Source organism: Kribbella sp. NPDC051718, assembly GCF_040681515.1.
In the GTDB taxonomy this organism is placed as follows: domain Bacteria; phylum Actinomycetota; class Actinomycetes; order Propionibacteriales; family Kribbellaceae; genus Kribbella.
In genome coordinates this window covers 544,807-558,433 of the sequence record NZ_JBFAYZ010000002.1, presented here as the reverse complement: position 1 = coordinate 558,433, position 13,627 = coordinate 544,807, and the positions used below count along the sequence as shown (strand labels likewise).

General features: G+C 67.9%; 11 protein-coding genes. 6 read left to right on the top strand and 5 right to left on the bottom strand.

The genetic code is table 11. The features are described 5' to 3' along the window. Nucleotides 1–65: 65 nt before the first annotated feature. The 3 genes from AB0M15_RS09245 to AB0M15_RS09235 form a co-directional block, all read right to left on the bottom strand. A complete protein-coding gene (locus AB0M15_RS09245; protein WP_363815646.1) occupies nucleotides 66–812 on the bottom strand; it encodes a ricin-type beta-trefoil lectin domain protein in 747 nt (248 codons plus the stop codon). Nucleotides 813–1,270: 458 nt separating this feature from the next. Then, nucleotides 1,271–1,708 (bottom strand): hypothetical protein, encoded by a 438-nt coding sequence (locus AB0M15_RS09240; protein WP_363815644.1) that lies wholly within the window; start codon nucleotides 1,706–1,708, stop codon nucleotides 1,271–1,273. A gap of 39 nt (nucleotides 1,709–1,747) precedes the next feature. Beyond that, complete coding sequence (locus AB0M15_RS09235) at nucleotides 1,748–4,054, bottom strand: DEAD/DEAH box helicase (RefSeq protein ID WP_363815642.1); 2,307 nt, start codon at nucleotides 4,052–4,054, stop codon at nucleotides 1,748–1,750. 206 nt (nucleotides 4,055–4,260) lie between these two features. Here AB0M15_RS09235 and AB0M15_RS09230 point away from each other — a divergent pair, with 206 nt between their 5' ends. The 4 genes from AB0M15_RS09230 (at nucleotide 4,261) to AB0M15_RS09215 (ending at nucleotide 9,225) form a co-directional block, all read left to right on the top strand. Then, nucleotides 4,261–4,590 (top strand): STAS domain-containing protein, encoded by a 330-nt coding sequence (locus tag AB0M15_RS09230; RefSeq protein WP_343967641.1) that lies wholly within the window; start codon nucleotides 4,261–4,263, stop codon nucleotides 4,588–4,590. Between the two features lie 238 nt (nucleotides 4,591–4,828). Next, nucleotides 4,829–7,132: a sodium-translocating pyrophosphatase gene (locus AB0M15_RS09225; RefSeq protein WP_363815640.1), complete on the top strand. Its 2,304-nt coding sequence runs from the start codon at nucleotides 4,829–4,831 to the stop codon at nucleotides 7,130–7,132. Between the two features lie 363 nt (nucleotides 7,133–7,495). Continuing rightward, entirely contained in the window at nucleotides 7,496–8,476 is a 981-nt protein-coding gene (locus tag AB0M15_RS09220; protein WP_363815638.1) for an ABC transporter ATP-binding protein, read from the top strand. Next, nucleotides 8,476–9,225: an ABC transporter permease gene (locus tag AB0M15_RS09215; protein WP_363815636.1), complete on the top strand. Its 750-nt coding sequence runs from the start codon at nucleotides 8,476–8,478 to the stop codon at nucleotides 9,223–9,225. Before AB0M15_RS09220 ends, AB0M15_RS09215 begins: the two co-directional genes overlap by 1 nt. A 167-nt stretch (nucleotides 9,226–9,392) precedes the next feature. Here AB0M15_RS09215 and AB0M15_RS09210 read toward each other — a convergent pair whose 3' ends face one another. Further along, complete coding sequence (locus AB0M15_RS09210; RefSeq protein ID WP_363815635.1) at nucleotides 9,393–10,226, bottom strand: hypothetical protein; 834 nt, start codon at nucleotides 10,224–10,226, stop codon at nucleotides 9,393–9,395. Between the two features lie 202 nt (nucleotides 10,227–10,428). On the opposite strand from AB0M15_RS09210, the gene AB0M15_RS09205 reads away from it, so the two are divergent. Beyond that, nucleotides 10,429–11,223, top strand: a complete 795-nt coding sequence (locus AB0M15_RS09205) for a DUF2785 domain-containing protein (RefSeq protein WP_363815633.1) — start codon at nucleotides 10,429–10,431, stop codon at nucleotides 11,221–11,223. Between the two features lie 14 nt (nucleotides 11,224–11,237). Then, nucleotides 11,238–12,113 carry a class I SAM-dependent methyltransferase gene (locus AB0M15_RS09200; protein ID WP_363815631.1) on the top strand — a complete coding sequence of 292 codons (876 nt, stop codon included), beginning with the start codon at nucleotides 11,238–11,240 and terminating at the stop codon, nucleotides 12,111–12,113. Here AB0M15_RS09200 and AB0M15_RS09195 read toward each other — a convergent pair whose 3' ends face one another. Further along, nucleotides 12,114–13,484, bottom strand: a complete 1,371-nt coding sequence (locus AB0M15_RS09195) for a hypothetical protein (RefSeq protein WP_363815628.1) — start codon at nucleotides 13,482–13,484, stop codon at nucleotides 12,114–12,116. Nucleotides 13,485–13,627: the final 143 nt, after the last annotated feature.

Below are 13,627 nucleotides of genomic sequence, written 5' to 3'. Positions count from 1 at the left end.
AGGAAGGGGCCGGTCCCGAGTATCTCGGGACCGGCCCTCCTCTGTGTGGCTGAGGATCCTCCTCGTTACTTCTGGGCCAGCTGCATCATCTGCTTGGGCAGAGTCGTCATCTGGGCCGGTACCGGGGTCTTCGCCTGCAGCAGGCTGAACAGGCTCGACGCGGCGTTCGCGATCGGCAGCGGCAGGGCCAGGCCCAGCGATGCCAGCAGTGCGTTCACGAGTGCCAGGACAGCGCCGAGGATGTCCAGACCCGGCAGCGGCAGTGCGCTCCAGCCCTGGTACTTCGCCCCGCTGGCCGACTGGATACCGGTCGGCTGGGCCTGCTTCTTCACGCCCTTGCCGAGCAGCGAACTGAGTGCCATTCCGTTCGCCGCGTTGACGAACGAGCCGGACGACTCGTCGTAGTTCCACTTCTGGCCGTCACCGGTGCGGCAGGGCAGCACCAGGACCGGTGCGTTCTTCGGCGTGGTAACCAGGTCGGCACCGGTGTCCAGGCAGGCGCCGGTCTTCGCAAGGGCGCCACCGACGCTCTTGCTCATCGCGACCTGCAGCTGGCCGGAGTCGGTGAGCACCCATTGCTGGGTCTTGCCCTCCTTGCCCGGAGCGCAAGCCATCATCACCGCCATCGGGACCTTGTTCGACGTGACGAAGGTGAGGCAGTACCGGGTGTCCGCCCGGTTCGCGATCTGCTTCACCACGCCGACCTCGACGCCGGGTGGGGTGGCCGGGGCCGGAGCCGCCGCCTGAGCGGGGATCGCGGTGGCCAGGGCGACGCTGACGGCGAGGACTGCCACGCCGGTGCGACTCAACATTCTACGGATGATCAAGACAACCTCCAGAGGTCGTGCTATCTCGCGGCGTCGGGTCGTCGGGACCTCGAAGCGAGAGCGGCCGAGCCTGGTTCCGGGAACCGCGACGGACACCCCATTGCGCGTGGGGCGAGCTGCGGGTCGATCCCCCGATGAGGAGGCGGTGTGGCCCGGAAGGCCGGCGGTGACTCAACGCGACGTTGACGCCACGACCAGTAGTGCACAGGACCGTTGGAGGTGGCTATCGAGATCAGCAGAAACTTGATGCCAATGGCAACTAACTGCCACCGAGGAATTGTTGCATCAGGCATCGATATGTGGCTGGGTGAGCACCGTGCCGCGGCTGAGTGGCGGCTGTGCCGGGATCGAGATATTACAACGAAAACCGTTTCGGGGCACGTTCCCTGGCTGAGCCGGTTTCACCTTCTGGGAAAGGTGAAACCGGCTCATTGCGGCCCAGCTCAGTGCGGTTGCTTCGAATCAGTGCCGTCGGCAACGATGTGCCGTTCGGCGGCCAGCCGCTCGCCGTCGGCGACGTCGACGGTCCGGCTGTCCGGGTCGTCGTCGGCCGGGTCCGCGGCGTGCCGGCCGACCGGTGTGGCCGGCTCTTCGTCGGCCTGCGGGGAAGCTGAGGTGTCAGGTTCGACGGTCGCGACCTGCTGGCGAAGCTGCCGGACCTCGCGGTGCCGGCGGTAGCCGCGACCGAGTCCCTTCTTCGTCAGCCACAGGCCGAGGGTGACGGCGATGCCGGCGGCGGCACCGAGGAAGAACAGGGTGGGGACGGCGAGTCCGAAGTCGACGCCGAACACCGACATCGTGGTCGAGTCGCCGGACGAGACCGAGACGCCCAGGCCGAAGAGGACGGCAAGGACGATCAGGACGATTCCGAGAGCCAGCATGATCGCTGCCTTTCTTCCAGCAGCCTGGTGCTGGAGGTTTCAGGCCTCACTGCGAAGAAGTGCGGTAAGCAGCGCCACAGCGCCGCCTTTGTCGAGCGGGTTGTTCCCGTTCCCACATTTGGGTGACTGTACGCATGACGGGCAGCCGTCCACACACTCACAGTGTGCTATCGCCTCCCGTGTCGCGGTCAACCACTCGCGCGCCGCGGCGTACCCGTGCTCGGCGAAACCCGCCCCGCCCGGGTGCCCGTCGTAGACGAAGACCGTGAGCCGGCCGGTGTCGGCGTGCTTGGCGGTCGAGACGCCGCCGATGTCCCAGCGGTCGCAGGTGGCGAACAGCGGCAGCAGCCCGATCGAGGCGTGCTCGGCCGCATGAGCAGCCCCCGGTACGTCGCTCAGCCCGAGCTCCTCGACGAGCTGGTCGGGCATGGTCCACCACACCGCCTTGGTGCGCAGTGTCCGCTCGGGCAGATCCAGAGGTTGCTCGTCGAGCACATCACCGGTGACGAGCTGCTTGCGCTGGAACGAGATCACCTGGTTGGTCACCTGGACCCAACCCCGGGACAGCTCGGCCGCACCCCACTGCCGCGTCTCCTCCGTGGCCAGGATGCTGATCTCGGTGACGTCGCGAGCGAACGTCGTGTAGTCCGGCGACGCAGCCTCGACGATCGCAGCGTGGTTCTCCAGGTCGAGCGTGCGCACCAGGTATGACTCTCCCGCGTGCACGTAGACCGCGCCGGCGTGGACGCTGGCGTGTGCCGAGCCGCCGTCGACGGTACCGAGCAGCCGGCCGGTCTGGTCCTCCACGATCTGCACCGTCTTGCCGCCCGCCGAGCGGATGTCGATCGCGTCGACCGCCCGGTCGCGCCGGGTCCAGAACCAGCCGTGCGGCCGTTCCCGGAGCAGGCCCTGTTTGACGAGTTGCTTGATGACGGTCTCGGTGGTGGCGCCGAAGATCTCGTAGTCGTCCGGAGTCAGCGGCACCTCCTGGGCGGCGGCGCAGAGCTGCGGGCCGAGGATGTACGGGTTCTCCGGGTTGAAGACAGTCGCCTCGACCGGCCTCCCGAAGATGGCAGCCGGGTGCCGGACCAGATAGGTGTCCAGTGGGTCGTCCCTAGCGACCAGAAGCGCCAGTGCGTCGCCGCCTGACCGGCCAGCACGCCCGGCCTGCTGCCAGAGGGATGCGCGCGTCCCCGGCCAGCCGGACAGTAGTACTGCGTCCAGCCCGGCTATATCTATGCCGAGCTCCAATGCGTTGGTCGCGGCCACTCCAGTCAGCTCGCCGCTCTGCAGCATGCTCTCGAGCCGCCGCCGCTCCTCGGGCAGATAGCCCGCCCGGTACGCCGACACCTGCTCACTCAATGCCGGGTCGACCTCAGCGAGGTTCGCCCGAGCAGTCATCGCGACGGACTCGGCTCCCCGGCGAGATCTGACGAATGCGACGGTTCGGACGCCCGACACCACCAGGTCGGTCAGTAGGTCGGCCACCTCGGCCGGGGCGGAGCGGCGTACCGGCGCTCCGTTCTCGCCACGGAGGGAGGTCAGGGGCGGCTCCCAGAGGCCGAACGAGATGCCGCCCCGGGGGGAGCCGTCCTGCACGACCTCGACCATCGGCAGGCCGGTCAACCGCTCCCCGGAGACAGCAGGCTCGGCCACTGTCGCCGAAGCGCAGACGAAGATCGGGTGCGCCCCATACTGCGCACAGACCCGCCGCAGCCGGCGCAGGACTCCAGCGACGTGTGCGCCGAACACACCTCGGTAGTGATGGCACTCGTCGACCACCACGTACTGCAGTGATCCGAGGAACCGTGCCCAGCGCTGGTGGTTCGGCAGGACGGACCGGTGCAGCATGTCCGGGTTGCTCAGTACATAGGTCGCGTGGTCGCGGGCCCAGTCCCGCTCGGTCCGCTCCGAGTCGCCGTCGAGGGTCGTCGCACGCAACCCGGCGACGTCGTACGCCGATACCGCGCGCAGCTGGTCATGGGCCAAAGCCTTGGTGGGGGACAAGTACAGAACGGACGCCGTCCGCCGATGTGGTGACGCCGCGTGCGCGATGCTCAAGGTGGCGAGTGCCGGCAGCAAGTAGCCGAGCGACTTGCCGGACGCAGTACCGGTGGCGACCACGACATGCTTGCCGCTGTACGCCGCTTCGGCCGTCGCGACCTGATGACTCCAGGGCGCGGTGATGCCGGCATCGGCAAGCTGGCTGAGCACTTCGGGTGGGGACCAGCGCGGCCATTCACTCGTTTGACCTAGTCGAGGTGGCACCGATTCGACATGCGTCAGCCGCTCGGCGCGGCCCGGTCCCGCGGCGAGCCGCTTCAGAATCTCGGCTGCCTCACTCACGCTGCGACCTTAGTCAGGACCATCGACAGGTTGCGATCCGAGAGTGCACGAGCGAATGCGCAACGAGTGTGCAAATGCGGATGCACGCGTCAGTTTGGACAGTCGGCTCGACGCGGGATGCACCGAAATGAAAGAGTTTTCGCACACGGCCCTACTCACGGTCCGTACATGGTTGAATGCAACAGTTCACGGGATCGGAGGCCGAAGTGGATCTGTCGCTGGCGACGCGCGCGGAAGGCGCGCGCATTGTCGTCGAGGTGGGTGGGGAGATCGACGCGTTCGCCGCGCCGAAGCTCCGCGACAAACTCGACCAGCTGATCGAGGCGGGCAACCACCAGCTGGTCGTCGACCTGGAAAGGGTGGAGTTCATGGACTCCGCCGCGCTCGGTGTACTGGTCGGCGCGCTGCGGAAGATGGAGGCCCACGACGGCTCGCTGTCGCTGGTCTGCACCCGCGAGCGGCTGCTGAAGATCTTCCGGATCACGCATCTGGACAAGGCTTTCGAGATCCATCCGGACGTCGCCTCGGCCATCTGAGGCGGACCCGGTCCGATCGCGGGGCAAGGGAAAAGGTGTCCCCGCGATCACAGACGGTGAGCTGTCGGCCGTCGGTGGCGGGTATGACGTAGACCACCCTGTCATCAGGTCTGGTAGTTGACCCGTTAGAGTGACCCACCGCGCCAGGCCTTTGGCGCTGTGTCGTAATTCTCAACCCTTCGGTGTGCGGCAGTACGGGGGCCGTTCAGCCCTGAGGGGTTGCCTACAAGGAGGACGGATGTCGTCGCTTGCTGTACAAGCGGTGGATCTTTCGTCGAGCAACACCACGCTGGTCGCCGTTGTCGGAGTGATCGCGATCCTCGCGGTCGCCATCGCTCTGGTGTTCCGTCGTCAGGTGCTTGCCGCGAACGATGGCACCGAGAACATGAAGGTCATCGCCCAGGCGGTACAGGAAGGCGCTGCAGCCTATCTGTCCCGGCAGTTCAGGACGTTGTCGATCTTCGCCGTGGTGGCGTTCCTGCTGCTGTTCCTGTTGCCTGTGCACAGTGACGGCGGCAACGAGACCACGCTGAAGATCTTCCGCTCGGTGTTCTTCCTGATCGGGGCCGGCTTCTCGGCCGCCATCGGCTACCTGGGGATGTGGCTCGCGACCCGCGCCAACGTCCGGGTCGCCGCGGCTGCCCGCGACGAAGGCCGCGAGCCCGCCATGCGGGTGGCGTTCCGGACCGGTGGAACCGTCGGCATGGCGACCGTGGGCCTCGGCCTGTTCGGCGCCGCGCTGGTGGTGCTGCTCTTCAAGGGTGACGCCCCGACGGTGCTCGAGGGCTTCGGCTTCGGTGCCGCCATGCTCGCCATGTTCATGCGGGTCGGCGGTGGCATCTTCACCAAGGCCGCCGACGTCGGCGCGGACCTGGTCGGCAAGGTCGAGCAGAACATCCCCGAGGACGACCCGCGCAACGCCGCGACGATCGCCGACAACGTGGGCGACAACGTCGGTGACTGCGCCGGTATGGCCGCCGACCTGTTCGAGTCGTACGCCGTCATGCTGGTCGCCTCGCTGATCCTGGGCAAGGCCGCCTTCGGCGAGCAGGGCCTGATCTTCCCGCTGATCGTGCCGGCCATCGGCGCCGTCACCGCGGTCATCGGCGTCTTCCTGACCAAGCCGCGGGCCGGCGAGAACGGTCTGCGGACGATCAACCGGGCCTTCTACATCTCCGCGGCGATCTCGGCCGTGCTGTGTGCGGTGGCGGCGTTCGCCTACCTGCCGAGCAAGTTCGCCGACCTGACCGGCGCGACCGCGGCGATCGCGGCGCAGGACGGCGACCCCCGGGTCATCGCCACCGTCTCGGTGATCATCGGCATCGTGCTGGCCGCGATCATCCTGGCCCTGACCGGGTACTTCACCGGTACCGAGGACAAGCCGGTCCAGGACGTCGGCCGGACCTCGCTGACCGGTGCGGCCACCGTCATCCTGTCCGGTATCTCGGTCGGCTTCGAGTCCGCCGTCTACACCGCCCTGGTGATCGCCGCCGCTGTCTACGGCGCCTTCCTGGTCGGTGGCTCCGGTGTGCTCGCGCTGTTCGCGATCGCACTGGCCGGTGGCGGTCTGCTGACCACCGTCGGCGTCATCGTCGCGATGGACACCTTCGGTCCGGTCTCCGACAACGCGCAGGGCATCGCCGAGATGTCCGGTGACGTGGACGGCGAGGCGGCCCAGATCCTGACCGAGCTGGACGCCGTCGGCAACACCACCAAGGCGATCACCAAGGGCATCGCGATCGCCACCGCGGTACTCGCGGCGACCGCGCTGTTCGGGTCGTACACGGACTCGATCTACGCCGTGCTGAACGACGCCGGCGACGCCGCGTTCAACATGGACGCGCTCGTCTTCGACCCGTCAACGCTGGTCGGCCTGATCATCGGTGCGGCCGTCGTGTTCATGTTCTCCGGACTGCTGATCAACGCCGTCGGCCGCGCCGCCGGTGCGGTCGTCTACGAGGTACGTCGCCAGTTCCGCGACATCCCCGGGATCATGGAAGGCACCGGCAAGCCGGAGTACGGCAAGGTCGTCGACATCTGCACCCGCGACTCGCTGCGTGAGCTGGCCACTCCTGGTCTGCTCGCGATCGCGGCCCCGATCGCCGTCGGTTTCGGGCTGGGCGCCTCGGCGCTGGCCGGTTACCTGGCCGGCGCGATCGCCAGCGGCACCCTGATGGCCGTCTTCCTGGCCAACTCCGGTGGCGCCTGGGACAACGCGAAGAAGCTGGTCGAGGACGGCAACCACGGCGGCAAGGGCTCGCCGGCACACGAGGCCACCATCATCGGTGACACCGTGGGCGACCCGTTCAAGGACACCGCCGGCCCGGCCATCAACCCGCTGATCAAGGTGATGAACCTGGTCTCGGTGCTGATCGCGCCGGCCGTCGTCGGGATGTCGTCGATCGGTGAGGACAAGAACACGGCGCTGCGGATCATCATCGCCGTCGTCGCGTTCGTCATCATCGTCGCGGCCGTGGTGGTCTCCAAGCGCCGGGAGTCGGTCATCTCCGACACCCCCGCCGAGGCGACGATCGCCGCCTGACGTAGTACGCCGAACAGGCCCGCCGGAGTTCGCTCCGGCGGGCCTTTCGTTTGCACGGGCCGCTTCTTCCGGGGTCGACCATCAGCCGGAAGTCACGTTCATTTGCTTGCCGGACAAGACGTTCGGCCATCAGTCGTCGACTTTGGTCGGATGTGCGGCGCGCCGGAGTACGGGATCGTCGGGGTCGGGTCAGGGGGTCAACCGATGGCATCCCGGGTCCGGCGGGCGGCAGAATCCACCTAAGGGTGGACACACCGGATCCGCCCGGGGTCCGATGTGATGACCCGGCCGGACCTCGATACTGAGGTGGACGAACTGCCCGCCCATGAACACACTGGCGCGCCACCGAACGAGGAGTACGGGATGATCGAGGCAAAAGGCCTCACCAAGCGATACGGCGCTACCGTTGCCGTTGACAACCTTTCATTCGAGGTGAAGCCGGGGAAGGTGACCGGCTTCCTGGGCCCGAACGGGGCCGGCAAGTCGACCACCATGCGGATGATCCTGGGCCTGGACACCCCGACCTCCGGCGACGTCCGGATCGACGGCCAGCACTACAGCGACCTCAAGCAGCCGCTCAGCAAGGTCGGCGCGCTGCTGGACGCCAAGTGGGTCCACCCGAACCGGTCGGCCCGGGCCCACCTCGCCTGGATGGCGGCCTCCAACAAGCTGCCCAAGACGCGAGTGGACCAGGTGCTCGAGGCAGTCGGCCTGACCGAGGTGGCCGGCAAGCGCGCCGGTGCCTTCTCGCTCGGTATGTCCCAGCGGCTCGGCATCGCCGGCGCACTGCTGGGCGACCCGGAGATCCTGCTCTTCGACGAGCCGGTCAACGGCCTCGACCCCGAGGGCATCGTCTGGATCCGGAAGTTCATGCACCGGCTGGCCGACGAGGGCCGGACAGTCTTCGTCTCCAGCCACCTGCTGTCGGAGATGGCGCTGACCGCCGAGGAACTGGTGGTGATCGGCCGTGGACGGCTGATCTCGCAGACCAGCACCAAGAACTTCGTCGACAACGCCAGCGGCAGCAGCATCAAGGTCCGCAGCCCGCAGCTGGACCAGCTGCAGAGCCTGCTGCAGCAAAGCGATCTGATCACCCGGATCGAGGACGTCGAGGACGAGGGCAAGGTGCTGTTCGTCGACGGCGAGGTGACCACCGACTCGATCGGCGAGGCGGCCGCCGCGCAGGGCATCGTGCTGCACGAGCTGAGCCTGCAGCGCGGTTCGCTGGAGGCCGCCTTCATGCAGATGACCGGTGACTCGGTCCAGTACCACGCGCACGACTCGGAGCTGGCACCGCCGCTGGCGGCGGCCGAGGTCGTCGTGGCCGAAGAGGAGAAGAACTGATGTCCCTGATCACCGTGGAGCGGATCAAGCTCTTCAGCACCCGCTCACCGTGGTGGTGCATGGTGCTCGCCCTGGTGCTGGCCGACGGGTTCATCACCCTCGGATTCATCTTCGGACCGGACGAGACCACCAGCACCTGGCGGCCCGCCGACGCGGTCGGCTTCTACCTGTTCGGCCTGATGGTGATGATGGTGATGGCGACCCTCTCGGTCACCACGGAGTACCGGTTCGGAACCATCCGGACCAGCTTCCTCTCGGTGCCCAAGCGGACCCCGGTCCTGCTGGCGAAGACACTGGTCGCCGCAACGCTCTGCGCCGTCATCGGCCTGGTCAGCGCTTTCGTCGCCCTGGGCCTGGGCACCGTGCTGGTCCCGAAGGCTGACTTCGCGCTGTCGCGCGGCGCCGACTGGCGGGCCGTGCTGGGGATCGGCGTCGTCTACTTCCTGGCCGCGCTGATCGCGGTCGCGGTCGGCATCCTGGTTCGGCAGAGCGCCGGCGCGATCGCAATCGTGATCTGCTGGCCGCTGCTGATCGAGGGCATCGCGCAGACGATCCCGAAGGTCGGCGAGTTCATCAACGACTGGGGTCCGTTCAGCCGGGCCAGCTGGTTCATCAACGGCGACCAGGGCCCGGGCACCACCGGCACCGACGCGCTGATGTCGCCGGGGTGGTCGCTGGTCTACTTCGCCGGCTGGGCGATCGGACTGCTGGTGATCGCCCTGGCGGTCGCGAAGAAGCGCGACGCCTGACAGACGGCCGCCGGGTGGGTTTCCCGCCCGGCGGTGCGAGGCCCGGCCGGGCTGAGGGGTCCTGGCCGCCACGGCTCGTGAAATATCCGGAGTGATCCGGATATTTCACGAGCCGGTTCCTTTTCCGGCGGCCGCCATTCTTCGGGTGGCCGCCGGAATTCAATCGGTCAGCGGCAGTTCTTCTGGCCGACGATCTTCCAGTTGCCGGTGTTCGGCACGATGCGATGCTGGTAGCAGGCATTCGCCTGGATCTCGCCCAGGCTCTTGATCGTCTTGAAGATACCGATGAGCGAGATCTTCGGCGCGACGTCGCAGATCACCTTGACGATCTTCTGGACCGTTCCGGGCAGCTTGGCGATGCCCTTGCAGGCGATGTAGGCGCCGGCGCCACCGGCGGCGATCAGCGCGCCGAGCGTCAACTGGACCTCGGCTCCGAGCATGTTCAGGTAGATGCCGCGGCCGTAGGTCAGCTTCGGGTCCATCGTGATCGGGTACTGGGCGCCGGCCGTGTCGACGCGTTGCACGAGCTCACTGCCTGCGGACGCCTCGTACCAGGTCTTGAGCGTGCGTCCGGTGGCATCCACCGCCCAGGGGGCCTCCACGACGCCTACCAGGTCCGTTCCGGGCTTCGTCAGCTGGTAGCCCGCCCCGGCCTGTTCGAGCCGCCAGCCGGGCGCGAGGCCCAGTTCGTACCGTGCGGTGTCGCCGCTGCGCAGGACGGTGATGACCTGGCCGCCGTCCGGGAGCTGCCGGACGACCGAGTTGCGTCGGTCCTTGGCGCTGATCGTGTGCGAGACACCGGCCGACGAGACCGTCACGCTCTTGGTGGCGTCGCGGACCTCGACTCCCGGCCGGGCCGCTCCGGTCGCTTCCGGGCCGCGGGCCGCCAGCGCCTTGCCGACGACCGCCGCGGTGTCCGGGCTCGCATTGGCCACCTGGCTGCCGGCCAGAATGACACCGAAGGTCACCGCAATCGAAACCATCCCCCGAATGAATTTCATTTCTTCTCCTTTGTCGTGGTGATATTCGGAGACTAAGGAGAATGCCGCATCCGGTGGCAACCCTTTCTGCAGCAAGCTGCAGATATTCGGCGCCGAGTGCATCGATCGAATCGGAACCGCAATGTGGCCGGGCTTGCGGTCGTCACGACTGTTCACCGAACGGGGCTGCCGGGCGGCCTCGGGCTTTGTTAGCCTGCGGGGCATGACCGATTGGGCGCAGGTGCGCGCGGACGGGTTCGCCGTACCGGCTGGTCGTCCGGTCGATGAGCTGGTCACCGAACTCTCGGCGATGCTCCGGTCGCCCGATCCGCAGATCCGCGACGCGCAGGCGTACTCGACCCTGGCCACCTGGATCGGCAACGGCGTGCTCGGGCCGGCCGAGCTGCGGGCGCTCGGCGACGACATGATCGGCCGGTTCGCCGACTCGGAGATCCAGGCGCGTACGTTCGCGCCGCTGATCCTCGACTCGATCGTCTCGCAGGGCGTCTTCGAGCCGTCCTGGGTGCCGCCGTTCGAGCGCTGGTACGTGGCTGAGGAGGATCTGCGCGGCTTCGACCCCAAGCTCGGGTGGCTGCACGCCGTGGCACACGGGAGCGATCTCCTGGGGGCGCTGGCGCGGGTCCAGGCCGTCGAGCCGGTGCAGATGCTCCGGCTCGGCATCGGACGGCTCCTGACACCGACTGAGTACGTGCTGCGCGATCTCGAGGACGATCGGCTGGGGTTTGCCCTCGCCGTGGCGCTGACCCGGCAGGATCTGTCCGAGGAGGACGCGGTCGGCTGGCTCGATCCGGCGATCCGCGCCTTCGGCACACTACCGGCCGCCGGCTTCCGCCCCGAGCAGACGAACACCCTCCGCACCCTGCGCGTCGTCTACCTGCTGGCCGACCACGGCGTCCGCCTCGACGAGGACCACCCGAACGTCCAGCTCCCACACCGCGACCAGGTCAAGTCCAAACTCCTCGACCTCTTCCGCACCGCCACCCCGTACTACTTCTGACCCCACCCGCCGCCGTGCCCCCGCCCCCCGACCCAACCACGCGGCCCGACCCAACCACGGCGTCCGACCCGACCACCGCGGCCATCCGCGCAAACTACGCCCGAGTCGCCACAACATACGCAGGCCCCTGGGCAGAAACCCTCGCAGCCCACGGCCGAGCCCTAGCCAACCGCCTACGACTCACCCCACAACCCCCAAGCGGCAATGTTGTGGGTGGGGTTGGGGCTTGGGTTGTGGAGGTGGGGTGTGGGCCGGGGTTGGTGCTTCGGCATTTGGCTGAGGGGAATCCGGGGGCTCGGGTGGTGGGGGTCGATCTGACTGAGGAGATGTTGCGGCTGGCGCCGGCGCAGTTCGGGCGGGTGGCTGGTGATGCTCAGGCGTTGCCGTTCAGGGCCGGGGTGGTTGATGTTTTGGTGATGCCGTTTGTGTTGTTTCATCTGCCTGAGTTGGCGGTGGCGCTTTCCGAGGTGCGACGGGTGCTGGTTGAGGGTGGGGCGTTCGGGGCCGTCACCTGGGCGGGGCATGATCCGCATCCGGCGTACGACGTGTGGGTGCGGGTGATCGACGAGCATGGTGCGCCGCCGGATCCGTCGCCGCAGATGCCTTCGAACGACATCACCTCCGATCCTGCGAAGCTCCGGATCGCCTTGCAGACGGCGGGGTTCGGTGAGGTGGAGATCAGCGTCGAGCGGTTCCGGCACCAGCCGACCGCGCGTGAGTTCCTGGCACATTCGCAGGTGATCGGCGCGATGGCCCGGCGGATCGAGCAGCTGCCGGCAGACCGCCGTACAGCCTGCCTGGCGGCCGCGGAGCAGGAGCTGAGCCGGTTGGACCCCGATGCGTTCATCGAGTCCGGCACAGTTCTCTACGCGACCGCCAGAGCCGGCTGACTACTGGAAGGTTGCGGTAGCGGTCAGGGTGGGGAACGTCACCGTGCCCGAGGCCGGGGTGGCGCCGGAGTCGATGGCGGTGAACGAGAGGACGCTCTTCGCGGTCAGCTGGACGACCTTGGTGGCGGCCGGGACCGGGATCGGGATCACGTCAAGGGTCTCGGCGCCTGGGACTGGCGGGATCGGGGCGCCATCGGCCGTGACCGTGAGGAAGGGCGGTACCCAGCTGGTCTTGTAGAGGATGTAGTTGAAGTCCAGCTTCGAGTCTGTCTGGACCCGCAACCAGGCCTTGCCGGCCGGGGCCCAGCCCTTGGTCGGATCCCAGGGGGTCAACGCTGCCTTCTTGAGCGAGAGCAGGTAGGAGCTCTTGTAGTACACCCCGATGTTCCGGACGGTGAGCGGGAACGACTTGTTCAGGTCGACGGAGACGCCGGTGCGGTAGTACGCCGCCGCGACATCGGTCGTCGTGCGCTCGCCGGTGGTGAGTGAGAGCTTCTGGACCACGCCGGCGTTGGTCGCGGTCAGCGTCAGGTCGGAGGCGTCCTTCGGAACCGACGCGACCAGGGTCCGCTCGGCGGCGGCCGCTTCCGACCCGTCGGCGGGGAACACCTCCACCGGGCGTTGCTCGCTGCCGACCGTGACGGTCCACTTGGTCAAGGCGGCCTTGGAGGTGCCCGAGTTGACCGCCGAGCTGCCGGTCAGCGGGTCGAGGGTCGGCGTGGTGCTGAAGACGGCCACGACGAACTTCTCGCCGCTGGCCGGTGCCTTGACCTCGGTGCCCGCGCCGATGGTTTCCGGTGTCGCGAGGCCCTTCAGGGTGAGGGTGCCGTCGGGGACGATCAGCTTGCCGGTGGCCGGCTTGAGATCGAGCTTCTCGCTCTTGTCGCTGACCGTGGTGAGCCCGGCTTGGGCGGCCGGTGCCGGCGGCGCGGCCAGCGCGTCCGCGTTGTCGTCGGCCTTCTTGTCGTCCGGTCGCCAGAAGGTGCTGCTGCCCGGCCGCACCTGGGACTTCTGCCACTGGTCGGTGTCGGCCGGCTCGAAGCCGGGCTTGTCGCCGCCGGTGGTCTGGATCGGCAGCACGTCCCACACCTGGCGCTCGGGGGTGCCGAGCCGGCGGATCGGGCCGCAGGCCAGCGTGCCGAGCGATTGCTTGCCATCGGCACCGGTCACGAAGTAGCAGCGCGCCGACTGGTCGAGGTTCTTGTTGGACTCGGCGTCGACCTCCTTGTGCCAGTCGCCCTCGGTGGTGGTCAGGAATGCCGAGGCGGTCTTCTTCTCGACCGTGCCGGCGCCTGTCTCCAGACCCGACGCCCCGCAACCGGCCAGGACCACCAGTCCCGCGGCCAGGGCGACACCCACTCGCGTCTTCATCGCGTTTCCCCTCGTTCGACAAGCATTGATTGTGCTGACCTCCGACACCTGAAATCCTGCCAGTTCGCAGGGCCTCCGGACCGGGCATTCGCAAACCTGTGGATAACCGCCGGTGTGCCGGCGACGGCCTGCGAGGATAGCGA